This window comes from Pseudooceanicola profundi (assembly GCF_050897955.1).
In the GTDB taxonomy this organism is placed as follows: Bacteria; Pseudomonadota; Alphaproteobacteria; order Rhodobacterales; family Rhodobacteraceae; genus Pseudooceanicola.
Genome location: NZ_JBPAXZ010000001.1, coordinates 893,912 through 914,665 on the forward strand (window position 1 = coordinate 893,912; position 20,754 = coordinate 914,665).

General features: G+C 65.2%; 15 protein-coding genes. 2 read left to right on the forward strand and 13 right to left on the reverse strand.

Annotation, left to right across the window (positions count from 1 at the left end):
- The first annotated feature begins 1 nt into the window (after position 1).
- A complete protein-coding gene (locus tag ACRARG_RS04370) occupies positions 2–757 on the forward strand; it encodes an AraC family transcriptional regulator (RefSeq protein ID WP_432688761.1) in 756 nt (251 codons plus the stop codon).
- Positions 758–815: 58 nt separating this feature from the next.
- Here the strand turns inward: ACRARG_RS04370 and ACRARG_RS04375 are convergent, their stop codons facing one another.
- The 11 genes from ACRARG_RS04375 to ACRARG_RS04425 form a co-directional block, all read right to left on the reverse strand.
- The gene (locus ACRARG_RS04375) at positions 816–1,922 is read right to left on the reverse strand and encodes an acyl-CoA dehydrogenase family protein (protein ID WP_432688763.1); all 1,107 of its coding nucleotides are present in this window, start codon (positions 1,920–1,922) and stop codon (positions 816–818) included.
- Between the two features lie 7 nt (positions 1,923–1,929).
- Positions 1,930–3,132, reverse strand: coding sequence for an acyl-CoA dehydrogenase family protein (locus ACRARG_RS04380; protein ID WP_432688764.1), 1,203 nt, complete (start codon positions 3,130–3,132; stop codon positions 1,930–1,932).
- 10 nt (positions 3,133–3,142) lie between these two features.
- Entirely contained in the window at positions 3,143–4,813 is a 1,671-nt protein-coding gene (locus tag ACRARG_RS04385) for an AMP-binding protein (RefSeq protein ID WP_432688765.1), read from the reverse strand.
- On the reverse strand, positions 4,810–5,004 hold the full coding sequence (locus tag ACRARG_RS04390) for a hypothetical protein (RefSeq protein ID WP_432688767.1): 195 nt from the start codon (positions 5,002–5,004) through the stop codon (positions 4,810–4,812). Before ACRARG_RS04390 ends, ACRARG_RS04385 begins: the two co-directional genes overlap by 4 nt.
- Positions 5,005–5,122: 118 nt before the next feature.
- Positions 5,123–7,423, reverse strand: a complete 2,301-nt coding sequence (locus ACRARG_RS04395; protein ID WP_432688769.1) for a xanthine dehydrogenase family protein molybdopterin-binding subunit — start codon at positions 7,421–7,423, stop codon at positions 5,123–5,125.
- Positions 7,424–7,912: 489 nt separating this feature from the next.
- Entirely contained in the window at positions 7,913–9,226 is a 1,314-nt protein-coding gene (locus ACRARG_RS04400) for a TRAP transporter large permease (RefSeq protein WP_432688771.1), read from the reverse strand.
- Complete coding sequence (locus tag ACRARG_RS04405; protein ID WP_432688773.1) at positions 9,223–9,771, reverse strand: TRAP transporter small permease subunit; 549 nt, start codon at positions 9,769–9,771, stop codon at positions 9,223–9,225. Before ACRARG_RS04405 ends, ACRARG_RS04400 begins: the two co-directional genes overlap by 4 nt.
- A 130-nt stretch (positions 9,772–9,901) precedes the next feature.
- Entirely contained in the window at positions 9,902–10,942 is a 1,041-nt protein-coding gene (gene dctP, locus ACRARG_RS04410; protein ID WP_432688775.1) for a TRAP transporter substrate-binding protein DctP, read from the reverse strand.
- A 376-nt stretch (positions 10,943–11,318) separates the two neighbouring features.
- Positions 11,319–12,464 carry an NADH:flavin oxidoreductase/NADH oxidase gene (locus tag ACRARG_RS04415; protein WP_432688777.1) on the reverse strand — a complete coding sequence of 382 codons (1,146 nt, stop codon included), beginning with the start codon at positions 12,462–12,464 and terminating at the stop codon, positions 11,319–11,321.
- Positions 12,461–13,603 (reverse strand): zinc-binding dehydrogenase, encoded by a 1,143-nt coding sequence (locus ACRARG_RS04420; RefSeq protein WP_432688779.1) that lies wholly within the window; start codon positions 13,601–13,603, stop codon positions 12,461–12,463. The genes ACRARG_RS04415 and ACRARG_RS04420 overlap by 4 nt, the downstream gene beginning before the upstream one ends.
- A gap of 26 nt (positions 13,604–13,629) precedes the next feature.
- Positions 13,630–15,198 (reverse strand): AMP-binding protein, encoded by a 1,569-nt coding sequence (locus ACRARG_RS04425; RefSeq protein WP_432688781.1) that lies wholly within the window; start codon positions 15,196–15,198, stop codon positions 13,630–13,632.
- Positions 15,199–15,374: 176 nt separating this feature from the next.
- On the opposite strand from ACRARG_RS04425, the gene ACRARG_RS04430 reads away from it, so the two are divergent.
- Complete coding sequence (locus ACRARG_RS04430) at positions 15,375–18,200, forward strand: non-ribosomal peptide synthetase (RefSeq protein ID WP_432688783.1); 2,826 nt, start codon at positions 15,375–15,377, stop codon at positions 18,198–18,200.
- Here ACRARG_RS04430 and ACRARG_RS04435 read toward each other — a convergent pair.
- Positions 18,197–19,300, reverse strand: a complete 1,104-nt coding sequence (locus ACRARG_RS04435; RefSeq protein ID WP_432688784.1) for a cytochrome P450 — start codon at positions 19,298–19,300, stop codon at positions 18,197–18,199. The genes ACRARG_RS04430 and ACRARG_RS04435 overlap by 4 nt on opposite strands.
- A gap of 37 nt (positions 19,301–19,337) precedes the next feature.
- Positions 19,338–20,492 carry an amidohydrolase family protein gene (locus tag ACRARG_RS04440; RefSeq protein ID WP_432688785.1) on the reverse strand — a complete coding sequence of 385 codons (1,155 nt, stop codon included), beginning with the start codon at positions 20,490–20,492 and terminating at the stop codon, positions 19,338–19,340.
- Positions 20,493–20,754: the final 262 nt, after the last annotated feature.

The window sequence follows — 20,754 nt, forward strand, 5'->3', positions numbered from 1 at the left end:
CATGACACCCCCGGCCTACTGCTTTCACGCCACATTCGACCCGGCGCCCCCCGCGCCCTTCCTGATGGAGCGGCACTATCTTCTCTATGCCCTCTCCGGCGTGATGCGGCTGGAGGCAGAGGGGCGGCGCTGGACGCTGCCCCCCGCCCGGGCCGCGCTGATCCGCGCAGGGGCCCAGATCGAGGTCACGCTGCTCACCCGGCTCACCACCGCCTCCACCCTCTTCGCCCCCGATATGCTCACGGTCCCGCATCCGGTCACCGTCTTCGACATGTCCCCGCTGGCGCGCGAACTCACCACCGCCGCCCGCCCCTGGACCGAAGACGCGCCTCAGACCGCCTATGCCGAAACCCTTTTCACCATGATGGCCGCCGAGGTGACCCGCCTCGCCGCCACGCCCAGCCGCTGCTCCCTTCCGCGCCCGACAAGCACCGCCCTCATCCGCGCCATGGACCTCACCGAAGCTCAGCTTGCCGAGGCGCCCGATTTCGAAACCATCGCCCGCAACGTGGGCCTGTCCTCCCGCAGCCTCGCCCGCCGCTTTGCCAGCGAAATGGGCATGACCTGGCGGGAGGCGCTGCGGCGGCTGCGCATCATCCGCGCCGTCGAACTCCTGGCCGCCACCGATGCCCCCGTGACACAGGTCGCGCTCGACACCGGCTACAGCTCCCTCTCGGCCTTCAACGCCGCCTTCCGCGAGGTGATGGAAACCACGCCCCGCGACTACCGCCGCAGCCTGGCGGAGACAGCACAATAACGCGCCGCCCCCCTCTTCATCTTGGCAAAAATACTCCCGCCGGAGGCAGGGCCGCCGCTCAGGCGGCCAGCCCGCCCGCAGCACAAAGCCGGTCCATATGGTAATCGCGGTCGCCATAGGCGATCTCCAGCATCGTCAGCCGCTTGAAATAATGCCCGATGGCATATTCCATCGTCATCCCCACACCGCCATGCAGCTGGATTGCCATCTGCCCGACATGACGTGAGGCATCGATCATCTTGATCTTCGCCGCCGACAGCGCGAGGTCGCGCGCCTCCGGATCCGGATCGTCGCACATGACAGAGGCATACATGGCCATGGACCGCACCTGCTCCTTCTCCACGACCGCCCCCGCCGCGATATGCTGCAGCGCCTGGAAGGATCCGATGGCGCGGCCGAACTGTTCGCGCCCCTTGATATATTCAACCGTCAGATCGATCGCCTTCTCCATGCAGCCCAAACCCTCGGCCACTGCCGCCGCCAGCCCCCGTGCCTCGGCCAGCGCAATGGCCTCCGCCGCGGCAATACCGCCCGAAAGCTTCTCCGCCGGCGTGCCGTCAAAGGTCAGCTCCGCCGCGCGACGCCCGTCCTGCGTCTTGTAGGGTCGGGCTTCCAGCCCAGCCGCGCCCTTCTCCACCACGTAGAGCGCCAGCGCACCGCCCGCGTCCTTCGCGGTGACAAACAGCAGATCCGCCTCCGCCCCGAAGGCCACCACCGTCTTGGTGCCCGACAGCCTGCCGCCCACCTCTGCCGTGGCCACACCCTCGTCGCGGTCGATCATGCCGGGCTCCACATGGGCCCATGTCGTCAACACCTCGCCCGCGATGATGCCTTCCGCGATATTCGTCCGCTGCTCCGGGGATGCCGCCTGCAAGAGCGACGGCGCCAGCGCCATCGCCTCCGCCCAGGGCTCATTGGCCAGCGCCAGCCCCATGGCTTCCCCCACGATCATCACCTCCACGCCAGAGCCGCCCAGCCCGCCATCCTCTTCCGCAAACGGCAGGGCAAACAGCCCCATCTCCGCAAAGGCGGACCAGATCGCGGGCTCCATCCCGGTCTCTCCGCCCATGTACTTGCGGCGTTTTTCGAAATCATAGCGATCCGCCAGCAGCCGGTTCAGGCTGTCCGCCAGCATCCGCTGCTCGTCATTCAGTTCAAAATCCATGCTACCCTCACAGCCCCAGAATTGCCTTGGAGATGATGCCCTTCTGCACCTGATCCGACCCGCCGTAGATCGACGACTTGCGGTAGTTGAAATAGTTGGGCGCCGCGCGTTCGGCCCAGTCCGGGCCCACCCGGGCATTGTCGCCCTCCTCGCCATCCGTCCATGGCACGGCCTGTTCGCCCGCCATCTCCAGATAGAGCTCCGTCATCCGCTGGATCATCTGCGCCCCCTTGATCTTGATGACAGAGGTCGCGGGATCGGGCTTGCCCGTATCCGCCCCCGCCTGCATCGAGGACAGCACGCGAAGGACCGTCATCTCCAGCGCCTTCAGTTCCACCTGCGCCTCCACGAAGCGGTCGCGGAACCGCGGATGATCCCAGAGCGGCTTGCCCCGCACGATCCGTTCCTTGGCAATCGCCTTCAGCTGCTCCAGCTTCTGCTGCGACGCGCCGACACGCGGCGCGCCCAGACGTTCATTGCCCAGCAGGAACTTGGCATAGGTCCAGCCCTTGTTGACCTCCCCGATCAGGTTCTCCCCCGGCACTTTCACATCCGTAAAGAAGACGGAGTTGATCTCATGCCCGCCGTCCATCGTCTGGATCGGATGCACCTCAACCCCCGGCGAAGTCATATCCACCAGCAGGAAGGAGATCCCTTCCTGCTTCTTGCCCTCGTTCGAGGTCCGCACCAGCAGGAAACACCAGTCGGCATGCTGGGCATAGGTGGTCCAGGTCTTCTGGCCGTTCACGATCCACTGCTGCCCGGCCTCGTCCCATTCCGCCTTGCACTTGAGCGAGGCAAGGTCCGACCCCGCCCCCGGCTCCGAGAACCCCTGGCAGAACCAGTAGTCGAGCGAGGCGATCTTGGGCAGGAACTTCTTCTTCATCTCGTCAGAGGCGAACTGGATCAGCACCGGCCCGATCATGCCCACGTTGAACCCCTGCGGATCCGGCGCGCCCGCGCGCTGGTTTTCCTGCTGGAAGATGTACATCTGCGTCACCGACCAGCCCGGCCCGCCCCATTCCGCAGGCCAGCGCGGCGTGGCCCAGCCCTTGGCATGCAGCGCCTTGTGCCACTGGACCGTCATCTCCTTGGTGGGCGCATGGCCTCGCAGCAGATGCTCTTTGGTCTCGGCCGGCAGATTGGCCTCGATGAAGCTGCGGACTTCCTGACGAAAGGCCTCTTCCTCGGGGGTGAACGTCAATTCCATCGCTTGCTCCTCACGCGGTCTCTTCGGCGGCTTTCGCCAGCTCCTCGTCCTTCAGCATCTTGCGCGATGCCTTGCCCACGGCCGTCCGGGGCAGGTCCCTGCGAAATTCCAGATGGCGCGGGATCTCATGCCGGCCCAGCTTGTCGGCCAGGAAATCCTGCAGCTGCTCCAGGGTGAATTCTCGGGCGCCGGCGTTCAGCACCACGAAAGCCTTGGCGCTTTCGCCGCGATAGGCATCGGGCACGCCGATCACCATCGCCTCCAACACGTCAGGGTGCTGGTGGATCGCATTCTCGATGGTCAGCGGATAGACGTTGAACCCGCCCGACAGGATCAGGTCTTTCTTGCGGTCCACGATGTAAAACCAGCCATCCTCATCCATGTAGCCGATATCGCCGGTCAGGAAATATCCGTCAGCGCTGTAGTTCTGCGCGTTTTCCTCCGGCGACCGGTTCCAGTAGCCCGCCGTCACATTGGGGCCCCTGATCGCCATCTCGCCTGACTGGCCGGGCGCCAGCACCTTCTCGCAATCGTCGACATCGACGATCTTCATGTCGAGCCCCGGCACCGGCACCCCGATGGTGCCCAGCTTGTCGTCGGGCATACCACGCGGCACCGTGGTGCCCGCGGGTGAGGTTTCGGTCATGCCCCAGCCGCCCCGGATCTTCAGCCCCGTCAGCTGTTTCACCCGGTTATAGACCTCCACCGGCAGAGGTGCCCCGCCAGAGCCGACATAGTCGAGCGACGACAGATCGCGCTGGTCGATATCGGGCAAGCCGAGGATGGCAATCCAGGTCGTGGGCACACCGCTGAGCGAGACGATCTTCAACCGCTCGACCTCGTCAATGGCAGCGGCCGCATCGAACCGCAGACGCAGGCAGAGCGTGCCGCCCTCGCTCACCCGTTTGATCATGCCAGAGCTCAGCCCCATGATATGAAACAACGGCGAATAGGCCAAAGCCGCCTTGCCCGGGGCGGACGCCGCTTCATTCTTGCCCATTTCCGAATACATCTGCGCCGTCGCAGAAAGGTTCGAATGCGTCAATATTGCCGCCTTTGGAATCCCAGTTGTCCCACCGGTATATTGTAATAGTGCAACTTCGCCCGGGGCCACATCGGCCGGCGGCATCGGCTGTACGCTCTGTCCGGCCAGCAAATCCTCGACCCTATACGCACCGTCAATCACCGGACAGTCACGCCCGCGCGCCGACACAGGATCGGGCGCAAGATAAAGCGGCGGACAACTGCCGCGCGCCAGCAGCTTCGGGAACCGGCCGGAAAATTCCGGCGTCGTCAGCGAGATCACAAGCTTGGCCCCGCTATCGCGGAGCTTGTGTTCAAGCTCCTGCTCTGCATCCAGCGGCGACAGATGGGTGATTGTCGCCCCCACCCACAGGGCGCCGAAGAAAAAGATCGGATGCCAGGGACAGTTCGGCAGATGCAGCGCCACCCGGTCGCCCCGCCCGATGCCCGCCGCAAGCAAGGCCCGCCCAGCCTGCGACACCAGACCATGCATCTGGGTATAGGTGTATTCCGTGCCATAATATTCGATCATGACAACATCGGGCCAGGTGGCAAAGCTATGCGCCAGCCGGTCGTTCACGGTCTGCGGCACAGGCGTGAAATGCGGGTCCACGCCCTCGGCATACCACTTGTACCAGGGCCTCTCCAGCCGGGTCATGGCCTGTCCTCCCGCGCCGGGCTGCGGATGGCCGCGACCATCTCCCGTGCGCTGGTCTCCGCGCGCCGCCGCCCCCAGTCCGCCATCATGTCATTAAGCTTCAGACCCTGACCGGCCGGGCTCCCCCCCGACGCGGTCAGACACAAAGCCGGACGGCCGCCCCGACGGGCGTCCTCCTCCTCATATCGCATATCATCCTCCCGGCGCGCCTTTCCGCATTGCAGAAATTGATTTTGCACGCTGAGGCCACGCTAATCCATGCGTTTGTCATGCGTCAACGGCTTTGGCGCCATTTTCGCGCGGGCAGAGCTACTCCGCCGCCCGGATCGCCTGCCAGACCCTGCCCGGCGTCGCGGGCATGGTGAATTCCGTCACGCCCAGCTGCGCCAGCGCATCCATGACGGCGCTCATCCCCGCCGCCATGCCGCCAACCGACCCGGCCTCGCCCACGCCCTTGACGCCCAGCGGGTTCATCCCCGTCGGCACCTCGTGAAAGCCACAGTCATACATCGGCAGGTCCTTGGCGCGCGGCATGGCGTAATCCATCAGCGATCCGGTCAGCAGCTGCGCATCGCCCTCGCCATAGCGCATCTCCTCCATGAAGATCTGCCCCAGAGCCTGCGCCACCCCGCCCTGGATCTGCGCCTCCGCCATCTGCGGCTGCAATACGGTCCCGATATCTTCGACCGCCGCATAGGAGGCGATGGTGAACTGCCCGGTCCCCGGGTCCAGCTCCACCTCGCAGATATGGCAGCCATTGGGAAAGGTCGGCGCATCTGGGGCAAAATTCCCCTCCGCCTGCAGCGGCGTGCCCCGGTCGGCGGCGATCCGGGCAATCTCCGTCAGCTCAATCGAACGATCCGTCCCGGCGATCGTAAAAACCCCGCCTTGATATTCGATATCGGCGATATCGGCCTCCAGCTCCTCCCCGGCCATGGCCTTGGCCTCCACCAGGATACGCTCCGCCGCGCCCCGCACGGCCGAGCCCACCTTGATCGTCGCCCCCGATCCGCCCATGCCGCCGCCCTTGGCCAGCACATCCGTATCGCCCTGAGAATAGGTGACCCGCCTCGGAGAGACCTCAAACATCTGCGCCGCGATATCGGTCATCGTCGTCTCACAGCCCTGCCCGGCGGAAAATGCCCCGGCGGCGACAGAGATCGTGCCATCCGCCTGCAGCTCCAGATTGGCCCAGTCCTGCCCCTTGCGGCCCCACATGCCGCCCGCCGTCTCGATACAGAGCGCAAGGCCGCGCCCCCGCACTAGCCCCTTGGCCTCCGAGGCCGCGCGCCGCGCCTCGAACCCCTCCCAGCCAGCCCGCGCCAGCCCGAGGTCGAGCACCGTCTCGAACTCCCCGCAGTCATAGCCAAAATACCAGTTGGCGGGCCAGGGCATCTGATCCGCCCCGATCAGGTTGCGCCGCCGCAGCGCGACCCGGTCGATCCCCAGCTCCCGCGCCGCCTTGTCGATCAGCGTCTCGATGACAAAGGTCGCCTCCGGCCGTCCGGCCCCGCGATAGGGCGCCACGGGCACGGTATTTGTCAGATAACCCTCGATCCGGCCTGCAATGACCGGCGTCCGGTAGACCCCGGCGATCCCGCCCATGTTCAGCACCGGCGGCAGGCTGCGCGCCGACATATAGGCGCCGGCATCGATCCGCATCAGCACGCTCAGCGCGGTAAACTGCCCGTCGGCATCCAGCCCCAGCTCCGCCTCGAACTCCAGCGCCCGGCCCCCTTCGTCGGACAGAAACGCCTCGCTCCGGTCCGCCCGCCAGCGCACCGGCCGCCCCAGCCGTTTCGCGGCCCAGAAAACCAGCATCTCCTCCCGCAAAGGCCCCGATTTCATCCCGAAGGCCCCGCCGACATCGCCGGCGACAACCCGGATCTGCGTGGCCTCCATCCCGAAGGCCCCGGCGAGCGCATCTCGCAGCGCGGCCGGGCTCTGATGGCTCAGATAGAGCCCGATACGCCCGCCCGGCTCCGCCCGCGCCAGCGCCGTGCGCGGCTCCATCGTCATCGCCGCGACCCGCGTCACAGGTGCGACCATCCGCACCCGGTGCGCCGATGCCTCCAGCGCCGCACGCGCCGCCGCCCCGTCGCCGCGCTCCCATTCGGCACAGAGGTTGCCCGGCCGGGTGTCATGCACCAGCGGCGCCCCCGGCGCCCGCGCCTCCGTCACGCTCACCACAGCCGGCAGCTCTTCCAGATCGGCCAGAACCGCCTCCGCCGCGTCCAGCGCCGCCATCCGGCTCTCCGCCACGACCATTGCGACCGGCTCCCCGACAAACCGCGCGATGTCCCTGGCCAGCAGCGGTCGCGATGTGGCCTCCCAGCTGCGCCCGTCCGGCCCCGCCAGCCCCGCCGCCGCCTGCACCGGCCCGACGCCATCCGCCGCCAGATCCGCCGCCGTCAGCACCGCCACCACTCCCGGCAGGGCCGCCGCCTCTGCCACATCAATCCCGTCGATCCGCGCCATGCCATAGGGCGAGCGGACAAAGACCGCCCAGAGCGCGCCCTCCGCCCTCAGATCATCCGTATAGTGCCCGGCTCCGGTGATCAGCCGATGATCTTCAACCCGGCCCCGGCGGTTCGACTGGGTGATCGGCATGGCATTCTCCATGGGTATGGCCCGCTCTTCGAGACTCGTCTGGGAAGGTCGCAAAATCCGGGGGCTCCAGCAAGGGAGCCCCCCTGAACAGCCGCCCTTCGCGCCCCTGCACCCACCTCAAAAGCACCAACCAAAACATCACAAAGACAGCAAAATATCTAGTCATCTCGGAAAACACCCGGACCCATTTACACATATCCGACAAAACCCTCCCCCCCCCTTTATCTTTCCCAAAATACTCCGGGAGGGTGAGGCGCGGCACGCGCCGAGGGAGGGCAGCGCCCTCCCTTCCCCCGCGCCCCCACAGGGGGCGCAATACAAGGCTCGGCCCCCACAGGGGGCGCAATACACAGCTCAGCCCCCACAGGGGGCGCAATACACAGCTCAGCCCCCACAGGGGGCGCAATACACAGCTCAGCCCCCACAGGGGGCGCAAAGAAAAACCGCGCCCCCGAAGGGACGCGGCCAATCACACACCAGAAGGCAAAGCTAGTCGAAGAACGCCCCCGGCAGATAGAGCGCGATCCCCGGGAAGAGGATGATCAGCAGCACCCCCAGCAGCGTCACCAGCACATAGGGAATGACCGAGGCATAGATATCGCCCATCGTCACCCCCGGCGGGGCCACCCCCTTGAGGTAGAACAGGTTAAACCCGAAGGGCGGCGTCATATAGCCCACCTCCATCATGATGATGAAAAGGATGCCGAACCAGATCGGATCGAACCCCGCCTCCCGCACCACCGGCAGAAACACCGGCAGGGTGATCAGCATGATCCCCACCGGGTCCAGCACCATGCCCAGGAAGAAGAGCACCAGCAGCATAAAGGCCAGCGCGCCCCATTTCCCGCCCGGAATGTAGGACATCAAATCACTGATGAAGCTCTGCGCGCCAAGCGCCGTGTAGGCGGTTGAGAAGGCATGCGCCGCAAACAGGATCCACATGATCAGCGCCGTCAGTTTCAGTGTCGCGATCGCCGCCTCGTGCAACATGGGCAGGTTCAGCTGTCTGTTCACACCAGCCGCAATCAGCGCCCCGAAGACACCGATGGCCGCAGCCTCGGTCGGGGTCGCGAAACCGCCAAAGATGGACCCCAGCACAAAGGCCACGATTCCGATCGGCAGAATCACCGATTTCAGTGCCCGGAACTTGTCAGCCCAGCTGCCACGTTCCTCCGGCGGCAGCGCCGGTCCCATCTCGGGCTGCAGCCAGCAGCGCCCGCCGATATAGATCGACACCAGCACGAACAGCGTGAGGCCCGGCCCGACACCGGCCGCGAAAAGCCGCCCGACCGACACTTCGGTCAACAGCGAATACAACACCATCAGGATCGACGGCGGGATCAGGATCCCCCAGCCACCGCCGGCATTGATCGCACCAAGTGCCATCTTCTTGTCGTATCCGCGCTCCAGCATCTTAGGCAGTGCAATGGTTCCCATCGTGACCACCGCCGCGCCCGAGATCCCGGACATTGCGGCAAAGATCACGCAGATCAGAACCGTCCCGATCGCCAGCCCGCCACGCAGGCCACCCCACCAGATATGCATCATGTCATAGAGGTCGTTGGCCACCCCGGACTTCTCAAGCAGAATTGCCATGTAGACAAAAAGCGGTATGGCCATGAGCGTGGGATTGGCCATGCTCTCCCACATTTTCGAGGCAAGGAGGTAGAACCCGATCGGCCCCATCTCGAAATAGAGAAACACGACGGAAATACCGCCCAGGACAAAGGCCAGCGGCGTGCCCAGCAGGACAAAGACCAGGAGCGAGCCGAAGAACAGAAAGGTCAGAAGTTCGACGCTCATGCGTGCACCTCTTCGTCATCTTTCATCAGTTTGCCGAAGGTCGCCTCGTCCACGGGCAGGTCCATCAAGACGCGGATATCGCCCCACAACCGTATAACGCCCTGCAGCAACAGCAGTATCGCGGCAATCGGGATCAGCGACTTCGTCGGCCAGAGCGGCGCTTTCCACATGGAATTCGACCGTTCCATATCGACGATGGCCTCGTGCGCGATATCGTAGCCCTGCCACAGCAGCACACCGACAAACACGAAAAACAGCGGCCAGGTTATGATATCCACCAGCGCTTTACGCTTGGCTGACAGCGAGCCGTAAAAGATATCGACATTCACATGTCCACGTTCGGAGAGCAGGAAACCGCCCGCGATCACGGCGTATCCGCCAAAAATCAGCGTCGCCAGTTCCGATGTCCAGATAGCAGGCTGCCCAACGATGTAGCGCATAACGACATCGGCAAGAAGCAGAACAAAAATAACCATGACGAGCAGTGACACCCACCGCCCGATAAACCTGTTAAACGTGGTGATACCCCGCGCAAGCTTGAGCATTTCCGGTCCTTCTCAGAAAAGGTCTCCGCACGACCGCGCGGAGCATGTCCTCGCCTCCGGCCTTCCGGAGGACGGCGGCGCCGGCGCAGTTCCCCGCGCCGGCCCCGGTTTCAGTCCTATGCGCCTGGGCTCAGACGTAGCCGAGGTCGCCCATCATGGACAGGTAGATGTCCTTGGCCTTTGCAGCGTACTCACCCTTGGCACCCTCGGTTTCGAGGATCTTGGTCGAAGCTGCCGCAAGGATTTCCAGCACATCGTCCGGCAGGGTCATGACCTGAAGGTCATTTTCGGTGATGCCGGACTGCAGCGCCACAACCTCGCCCAGCTGATATTCGGCCGAACGCTGGTAGAACCGGACATCGACGGTCTCAAGCAGAACATCCCGCAGCTCGGGGTCGAGCTTGTCCAGCTCGGACATGTTGAAGATGAAGCTGTCGGTGGTGAAGCCCAATGGCGGCTTGTAATGATACGGGCAGACTTCCCAAAGCGACATGGATTTCGCGCCGACGGCCGCCCCCCAATGCGCGCCGTCCAGCACGCCGGAGGCCAGCGCCTGATACATTTCCGAGCCGGGAATGAACTGCGGTGCAGCACCCGCCGCCTGCAGATAGTCGAGCATCGCACCGGAAGAACGGATTTTCACGCCGCGGAAATCATCTGCGCTTTCGATCTTCTTCTTCAGCACCATCTCCACCGGCAGAACCTTGTCGGCCATCAGGAGGATACCGTCTTCCGCCAGTTCCTCGTTGATCAGTGCCTCAAGGCCCATGTTCTTTGTCGCGTGCTGGAACTCCCAGCTTTCACGGAACGTGCCGGGGATGCCATAAACGAAGTTCGCGGTCTGCGCATGGTCCTGGATGTAGGAGGCCGCGATGGACCCCATCGATACGACGCCTTTTCGCACGATGTTAAAGATGTCGGGGCCTTTGGCGAATTCACCCGCGCCGAAAAGTTCAAGCTTGAACGCGCCGTCCGTTTTTTCTTCCAGACGGTTCGCAATCACACCCAGGCTGCCTTCGAAAGAGCTGGACGATTTCGGCCAGTGCGACTGAACGCGCCACGTCGCCTTGCCCTGGGCGATGCCCTTACCGACCAGCGCCGGCGTGGCAATTGCCGCAACGCCAGCCCCGCGCAGCAACGCACGGCGATTGAGAGATTTGGATTCGGTCATATGATCCTCCCTAGACCAGTTTTTTCAGAGACAGCGCCAAATGGCACCTGTGTCACCGGGAGATAGCCTGGAGTCCTCGTCCCATTCTCCTCCCCCTCGACCGGAAGGAGACCACTTTCGCTCATACGCGTCAACGTCATGCGTAAGGAAACTGGAGATATTATCATCACCTTGATGAGCATAAGGAATACCCAGATTACCACCGCAAAAAATAGTTCCGCAATGCGGAAATGATATGACGCTCTTTAGCGAAGGTTGTAAGGAAATTGCCGGAAAAGCGGGGAAACCGGGCCAGCGACGGGGCCCTGGCCTTCACAGAAATGTGTATCTGGTTCGGGGCCCTGCCTTGCCGGGACAGAAGGGACGGCGCCCTCTGTCACGCCAGCGGCGCCTCGCCCGTATGCTCCAGCCCGCGCGCCCATTTTGACAGCCACCAGGCATAGGGGGCGGGCCAGTGATCCCAGTCCGTCACGCCCAGCCGCTCCGCCGCGTGATGCGCCCAGTAGGGGTTGAAGAGCGCCTGCCGCCCGATGGCGATCAGATCGGCCGCGCCCTCCTGCAACAGCTCCTCCGCCAGCTCCGGTGTGCGGATCAGACCAACGGTCTGGGTCATCACCCCCGTCTCTGCCCGCAGTTGTCGCGCCAGATGCGCCTGATAGGCCGGGCCGCGCTTGAGGTTCGCATTGGTCGCGCCGTGCAGCATGTTCCCCCCCGACGAAGTATCGACCACGTCCACCCCCGCCGCCTTTAGCGCGGCGGCCAGAACCACGGCATCTTCGGGTTCGAACCCGCCGTCGATCCAGTCGGTGGCAGAGATGCGCGCGAATAGAGGCACGTCCTCTGGCAGCACCGCCCGGACAGCCCGCGCCACCTCCAGCGGGAAGCGCATCCGGTTCTCCAGCGACCCGCCGTAATCGTCGGTCCGGTGGTTGGCCAGCGGCGTCAGGAAGCTCTGCATCAGATAGCCATGGGCCATATGCAGCTCTACCAGGTCAAACCCGGCCTGCATCGCCCGGCCCGCCCCCGCGACAAAGGCATCGCGCACCGCGTCCATATCCGCGCGCGTCATCTCCCGCGGGATCAGCCAGCCGGCGTCAAACGGCACCGGCGAAGGCCCGATCACCTCCCACACCTTGTCACCTGCATCCAGATTTTCCTGCGTCAGCGGCCCGTTGCCCTGCCACGCCCGCTGTGTCGCGGCCTTGCGCCCGGCATGGGCCAGCTGCAGCGCCGATTTGAACCCCATCTCGCGGATCTGGCGGGTGACGGGGCGGAAGCTCTCGATATGATCGTCCGACCAGATGCCGGGACAGCCGTTGGAAATCCGCCCCTCCGGCGTGACCGCCGTCGCCTCCACAAAGGTCAGCCCGGCGCCGCCAAAGGCGAATTTGCCGTAATGCGTGTGGTGGAAAGGGGTCAGATGCCCCTCCTCCGCCGCATACATGCACATGGGCGAAATCACGACCCGGTTTGGCAGGGTGACACCCCGGATAATGAGCGGTTCGAAGAGTTTCACGCTCATGCCGGAACCCCATGCGGCGCGAGGATCTGGCGCAGCGCGGTCCCGGCGGCCAGCCTGTCGAAGCCGTCGTTCATCTCTTCAAACGTCAGGTAGCCGTCGATCAGCTTGTCCACCGGCAGCGAACCGGCATGGAACATGCGCAGGAAGCGCGGAATATCCCGCACCGGTACGCAGGATCCCATGTAGGAGCCGATCACGGCCTTTTCGTTGCTGACCAGATCGCCATGTTCAAAGCCGAACTTGGCCCCCGCCGGGGACAGCCCCGCCGTCACCAGCCGCCCGCCTGAGCGCAGCACGGAATAGGCGCCCTCCATGGCCTTGACCGCGCCCGCCAGCTCTACCGCCACATCCACGCCGCCGCGCGTCAGATCGGCGACCTTGACCGCCAGCTCCGGATCGGCGGCGTCAAAGGCATGGGTTGCGCCCAGATCCAGCGCCTTCTGCCGCTTCGCCTCCGTCAGATCGACGGCGATGATCGTCTCCGCGCCCGAAGACACCGCCCCCATGACGCCGCAAAGGCCCACGCCGCCCAGGCCGAAGATCGCCACCGTCTCCCCCGCCTGAATGCGCGCCGTGTTCAGCACCGCCCCGGCCCCGGTCATCACCGCGCAGCCAAAGACCGCCGCATCCACGGCAGAGATCGGATCGTCGATCACCACGATGGAGCCACGGTTGACCACCGCATATTCGGCAAAACATGACACGCCGGTGTGGTGGAAGATCTCCTCGCCCCCGGCGCCCCGGATCCGGGTGCCGCCCGAGAGCAAACCGGCCGTCTTGCGCGCCTGCAACGCGCTTTCGCAGATCTGCGGCCGCCCCGACTGGCAATTCGAGCACCGCCCGCAGGAGGGCGCAAATTGAAAGACCACCTTGTCCCCAACCTTCACGTCATCGACGCCCGCGCCGACCTCCACAACCTCGCCCGCGCCCTCATGGCCCAGCACCATCGGCACCACCCGGCCCCGCGCGCCGTTGATCGTCGAGAGGTCGGAATGGCACAGGCCCCCGCCCATGACCTTGACCACCACATCCGTGGGTTTCGGCGGCAGCAGCGTGACCGTCTCGATCAGCAGCGGTTTGCTTTCCGCATAGGGGCCGTCCTTGCCCAGTTCGCGCAGCACGATTGCCTTGCTTTCCATCTCACACCTCCTCTGATGCCCGCCGATCAGCGCCGCGCGGGCTGCTCCCATGTGTCGGGGGTCACGCCTTCGGACCGCATGACATGTTTCTGCACCTTGCCACTGGCCGTCTTGGGCAGCTCTTCCATCACCCGGACATAGCGCGGCACCATGAACTTCGGCACCCGCGGTGCCAGCCAGCCGATCAGCACCGCCGGGTCGATGGACGCCCCCGCGACCGGCGTCACGCAGATCAGCACCTCGTCCTCCGACACCTCCGACGGCACGGCAACGGCGGCGCATTCGCGCACCGCCTCATGCACCAGCACTTCGCCCTCCAATGCGAAGGAGGAGATATTCTCCCCCCGCCGCCGGATTACATCCTTGGCGCGATCGACGAAATAGAACGTTCCATCTTCATCCTGCCGAAAGCTGTCCCCGGTATGGAACCATCCGTTCTGCATCGCCTCCGCCGTGGCCTCGGGCCGGTTGAGATAGCCTTTCATCATGGCCCAGGGGCGCGAGGATCGCAGGATCAGCTCGCCCACCTCGCCGCGCGGCACCTCCATGTCATTGGCATCGACCACCCGCGCCTCGAACCACGGGCGGGGCTTGCCGGCGATGCCCTTGGCGGTGATGCCGGGGCCCGCATACATCGGGCTGGCGATCTCCGTCATATTGTAGATCGTGTAGACCTCCACCCCGAACCGCTCCGCAAACGCGGGGCCATCCTCGCCGAACGGCGTGATGAAAACATGGGTCATCGGGTGGTTGCGGTCGTCGTCGGACGGCGGGACCTTCAGCAGAAAGGCCGCCATGACGCCCAGCAGAAGACCATAGGTGCAGCCCGTCTCCCGCATCGCGGGCCAGAACTGGTCGGTCTTGAAGTCGGCCATCATGCCGATCGACAGCCCCCGCGCCAGCATGGCATAGACGTAAAGCGTTGATCCGCAATGAAAGATCGGGCCGGAGATCATGCAGCGATCCTCAGGCCCCACGCAATCGAACGCATCCGGCCCCATCGTGTAGATCTGGGTGTAGGAGGACAGCACCCCCTTGGACCGGCCCGTGGTGCCGGAGGTATACATGATCGCGAAGGTATCCCAGGGCTCCAGCGGGCGGTCCAGAACGGGCGGGTCCGCCTCAGCCGGATCGACCAGCAGCGAAACGACGAGCCCCGGCAGGTCCGGCGGCGTCTCTCCTTCGACGATCAGCACCGTCTCCACCGTGCCGCTGTTCACGGCGCCCAGCCGTACGGCCAGATCGGGCCGCGCCACCATGACCTTGGCGCCCGCATCCGACAGGATGTGTTCCAACGCGCCCCCCACCAGCGCGGTGTTGAGCGGCACATAGACCGCGCCCAGCGTATTGATCGCGAACCATGTGGTCAGCAAGTCCGGGCCATTGCCCAGAAAGGTCAGCACCGCATCGCCCTGCCCGACGCCCGCCGCCTTCAGCGCCGCCGCGCGACGACAGACCCGCGCCCAGACCTCTGCATAATCCCAGACCGGCCCGCCGTAGAAATGCACGAAGGTCTCGGACCCGCGCTCTGCCGCGTGGCGTTCCAGAACATAGCGCAACACCGCGTGGTCGCGCTCCAGGGCTGCCTCTGACATGGCTCCTCCTCTTCCTGCGGCCCCCCGCCGCGCCGGCAGGGTTTACCACTGCGGAACAAATGTCCAGCATGCAGAAATAGAACCCCGCGAGGGGGATGATCCGGCCGGGCTTGCCTCCGGGCGGGCCAAACGTGTTCACTAGAGCGGAATCACGCAATCGAGAGCGACACGCCTTTATGACCGCCCTGAGCCAGGACATGCAGATCTTTCCGGAATGGGATGCCTTCGTGGCGGGCCTTCAGGCCGCTGGCGACCGGCCCGCCCTGTTATCTGAAAACGATGTCCTGCATTATTCGGACCTGCTGACGATCCGCGACCAGTGGCGCCGCGCCCTGGACCATCTGGAGGTGACGCCGCAGCACCGGGTGGTTCTGCTGCTCCCCGACGATACGGCCACCGCCGCGGCCCTGCTGTCGCTGATCGACCATGTCTCGCTTGTGCCGCTCAGCCCAGATGCCAGCCCCGCCCGCCTGATCGAACAGATCGAGGCCGCAGAGGCCGATCTGATCATCTGGCCCGAAGACCGCGACAGTCACTGGCGCGACCAGTTGGAGCAACAGACAGGCGCCACGGGCCTCTCCTGGCGTCGCAGGCGGTCGCGCATCCATCTCACCGGCCCGGCGGCAAAGGCGCCGCGCAGCCCGCGCGGGCCGGGCCTTGTCCTGCACACCTCCGGCAGTACGGGAACGCCGAAACGCGTCCCGCTCAGCCCGGATCAGCTGGTGCTCTCGGCCCGCAATATCGCCGGGCACCTGGCGCTGACGCCAGAGGACCGTGCCGTGCATGCCCTGCCGATGTTCCATGTCGGCGCCGTGGTCGACCTGCTGCTGGCCCCGCTGCTGGCGGGCGGCTCTGCCATTGTGTCGGGCGGTCAAGCGGCGGCGCGGCTCAGGACCGCCGTGCTGACATTCGGGGCGACCTGGATTCAGCTCGTGCCGACCTCGCTGCAGCATTTTCTGGAAGCCCTGACCCCGGCAGAGGCGGCAGAGGTCACAAAAACCCTCCGGCTGGTGCGTATGGTGTCGGCGGATCTGCCTGAACATCTGTTGCAGGACGCCGAAAACCGCCTGCCGCTGACCGAGATCATCCAGATGTACGGCATGACCGAAACCGCAGGGCAGATCACCTCTCAGCTGCTGGACGGCGCGGCGCGGACGCTGGGCTCTGTCGGCGTGTCGGCGGGCCCGGAGCTGGCCCTGATCGATTCAGAGGGCGCGATCGTGGCACAGGGCCGGGATGGCGAGGTCTGCGTGCGCGGCCCCACGGTCATGGCAGGCTATGAGGGCACAGAGCAGACGGCGCGCTACGGCGACTGGCTGCGCACAGGCGACATTGGCCGGCTGGACAGCTCCGGCAATCTCTACCTGACCGGCCGCCTGAAAGAGATGATCAACCGCGGCGGTGAAAAGATCTCTCCGCTGGTCATAGAACGCGCCGCCCGTGCCCTGCCCGGCGTGCTGGAGGCCACCGCCTTTGCCCTGCCGCATCCGACGCTTGGCGAACAGCCCGGTCTGGCGGTGGTGACCAGCCGCCCGCTGACCGAGGCAGAGGTGCTGGCGGTGCTGAAACCCCGGCTGAGCCCGCACGAGATGCCGCGCCACGTCAGTTTCGAGGCCAGCCTGCCCCGCCTGCCGAGCGGCAAGACCGACCGGCGCGCCCTGGCCGCGCGGGCCCAGCCGGTCAAACCCGCCACGGAAAAGGCGCCGGCATCCCCCATCGAGGCCGTGGTTTCCCGCATCTGGCAGCTGACCCTGAACGGACAGCCCCCGGAGCCAGGGTCCGACTTTTTCGACGATGGCGGCGACAGCCTGTCGGCCACCGAATTTCTGATGCGGCTGGAAAAGGCCCTGGGCCGCCCGTTGCCGCCCAACCTTCTGTTCGAGGCGCCGCGCTTTGACGATCTGGCCGCACGGCTGGACCAGCACATGGCGGATACGACCGCCCCGGCAGAGCCGGACTATCTGCGCTTTGTACGCAGCCGCATCGCGGGCTGGCGTGGCCAGCCGGTGGGCGCGCGTGGACTTGTCGTGGCAAGGAATACCTACCGCAAAGGGACAAAGGTGTTTTTCTGCGCCAACGGGCTGATGCTGCCCAACCGGTTCGAAAAGAAGATCCTCGCCGAACACCCGGTCTTTCTGCTGCGCTCGCTGCATGGCATGGGACGCGACCGGCACCAGCATTCGGATGCGCTGGCCGCCATCTATGTCGAGGAAATCCTGTCCATCCTCGACCCGGGTGAGGCTTTCATCCTCGGGGGCTACTGCGCCGGCGGGCTGGTCATGCAGCGTGTCGCGGATGAAATGACCGCCCGCGGCCGCCCGCCGAGCCATTTTGTGGGCATCGACGTGATCCTGGACCGCCCGACGCCCTATCCTGTGTTCTATATCTGGTCGGACGATCCGAAATTCTCGGCCGCCGCTCTCTACAAGGAGCCCTGGCGCAGGTTCGGCTGGCTGCATCCCGAAGGCGCCGCCTATGTCCATTGCCCCACCGATCATATCAAGCTGCTGCAGGACCCCGAACAGACCCAGGCCGTGCGGGCCGGAATTGCGCCGGTCCTGGCCGGCCTGCCGGCACCGCGCCGACCCCACCCCGAAAGCCTGGAGGAGGCGGATCGAAAGGCGCGCTATTCCGCCCGCATCCGGGCCCGCATCCCCCGCCTGCTGTCCGCCGGGCGCCCGGCACGGGTCCGCGTCACCGTCACCAATACCAGCCATGAAACATGGCCGCCCACAGCACTGAGCGGGATCGCCCTGAACCTTGGATACGAAAGCCTGCTGCATCGCCGGCCCTATCTGCCGCGCCGCCAGGTTATCGAGCTGACAGAGCCGCTGCACCCCGGCGAAAGCCTCTCGGCCGAGATCGAGCTGCACTGGCCGGCCACGCAGAGGCGCGCACCGCTGTTTCTGTGCCTGCGCATGGTCGATGACGGCATCGCCGATTTCGACAGCACCGGACAGGGCCGTCTGCGCCGCCTCGTGATGCCTGCCCCGGGCCGTTAACCCGCGGCGCGCGCGCCCTCCAGCCGCACCGGCAGCGCCTCGGGCCAGCGATGCCCGAACCGTCGGTGGTACCGCACGCGGTCCGCCTGCCCGGCCAGACCGACACCGCGCTGTCGCAACGCCTCCAGCGCGGCCGCGATCATGGCCCGCGCCAGTGGCGCGCCGATGCAGCTGTGGCGGCCACGGCCAAAGACATAGCGGCCCGGATCGGCCCGCGTGGCATCGAACTTCTCTGGTCCGTCAAAGGCATCGGGGTCGAGATTGGCAGAGCCAAGCGCCAGGAACAGCGGCGTTCCGACCTCCAGCCGGATGCCATGACGGTCATGCCCGTCGCGCACCACCCGCGGAATGATCTGCGCCGGACTGTTCAGCCGCAGCGCCTCGGGCAGCATCTCCGCCGTGCCCAGCCTGCCGCCCAGCCAGTCGTCGCGCAGCTGCGGCACGCGCTCCAGGGTCAGCAGAACAAGCGCCACGGCGGCCTCGATATTTTCGATCCCGTCCGCCAGAACCAGAATGGCATTGTCGGCGATTTCCTGATCCGTCATCGCGCCCGTCTCCGCCATCGCCGCAATCAGCCCCGCACCGCCCGCGACCGGCGTCATAGCGCGGCGCGCCCGGGCCAGATCCGCATCCGCCTGCGCCAGATCGCTGCGGCTGGTGATGGGCGCGAACAACCGGAAGAGCGCCGCCGAACTGCGGCGCATCAGCTCTGCATCAGCGGCAAGCCCCAGAAACCGGGCCATCGCGCGCGCCGCGAAAGGGCCCGCAAAATCCGCAACCACATCAAATTCCGCCGCCTGCCCGTCCAGCTCTTCCTCTGCCAGAGCCCCCAGCCAATCCGCGCTGCCCGCAAAGGTGGCGTGAAAGGCCGCAGACAGCGGTCGCCGCAGATCGGCATGGCGCGGCATATCCAGAAACGGCGGTATATTGGCACAGAGATCGGCGGCAACGCTCTGCCCCCGGTTCTTTTCGGCCAGAACGGAAAACCGCGACGGCGCGTTTCCCAGCCGCCGGTCGGTGAACGCAGCTTCCACATCCGCCGCCCGGCTTAACAGATATCCGCCCCCCGCCAGAGGAACCAGCGGATGATCCTGCCTCAACTGTGCATAGATCGGCGCGGGGTCGGAGACGAAAGCGTCACACAGTGGATCGAACGGGAGCGCGAGCGGCCCCCCGGTTCGCCGGGGACGACCAGCGATCCAGCCGCTTAACGATTTCAGCATCATTCAACCTCAAATGCTCGGACACCACCGCGCGCTCCTCGGCGGTCAACACCTGTCCCACGGCAAGTTTCGCAAGGATCTCAACCTTGTAATAGCGGATCGCGGCAGAGAGCATAAAGACCTCATCGCCCAGATCGGCGGTGGTCGACGGCGAACACATATCGGCGATATTGTCCGAACCCAGCCGCACCGGAACGCCGGCCTCGGCCAGCTCCAGCACACGCACGATGGAATTGTAGGTCGGTCCCGGCCGGCTGCGCATCTGACGCATGCCAATGGCCGCCGACGGGCAGCAGATCACGCCGATATTGGTCTCAAGCAGCCCCTCGACATAGCGCTGCCAGCGCCGGTCGTCATAGGTCGAGGGAGAGATCGCATGCACCGCCCAGATCTGCGGCTCCTGCCCTGCAGCCAGAACGCCCTCCTGACGGACGACCTCGATCAGCCGCTCGGTCCCGTCCTCTTCCGGAATATTCAGCTGATCGGTATGGACATGCAGCATCTTGCCGCTGCGCCGCGCCAGATCGTGCATCCGGCGGCAATGTTCATCAAACCCGATATGGCCGGGATAATCGCGTGTATCGTCCGCTTCGGGAAGCGAGCCGATGAAATCGGCAAGCGCGACGCCCTCTTCGAAGATCGCCCATTGCCGGGGCATGTCATCGCGAAACCCAAAGGGCGTATAGGCGGCCAGTCGCATGTCGATCTGCCCCGAATAGGCCTCTGCGATCGATCTCAACAGCGTCAGGGCAGATGTCCCGACGCGATCCGGCGTGACATCGACCATGCTGTCGACCCGAGCCGTGCCGCAGCCGACCATGACATCCAGCGTCTCCCGCACCCGGCGCTCCAGATCCGCCGGATCATAGGCGGGCCCGTCATGAACCGTCGCGATCAGCTTGTGCTTCTGCTGCAGCGAAATATGCGATGCCTCAAGCACCCGAAGCGCGCCATGCTCCACATAGCCGTCCGCCAGCGTATTGGCGCGATCAAGATGCGTATGGGCATTGTGATAACCGCCCAGTTTCCGGATTTCCGCCCGGAGCGCATCGTAGTAAGGCCCCTTCATCGTCCCCTCCGTCTTATTGTTTCAGGTTAACCCGAACCGGCCGCGGGGCTCAATCCGTTCTCTCCCGATACGAGGCAATGACGAGGCCCGACCGCCCGACCTGTTCTATGGAGGAAAGTGCCAATAGGCGCAAAAGTCACCCTTTGGGGTGTTTGGTTTTTGCGTTCCGTCACTATTGCGGCATTCTAAACATGCAAGAAGGGGCAGGATGGCCCTGCCCCAACGCACGGAGGGTATCATGAAGCGAGAAGATATCGCCTTG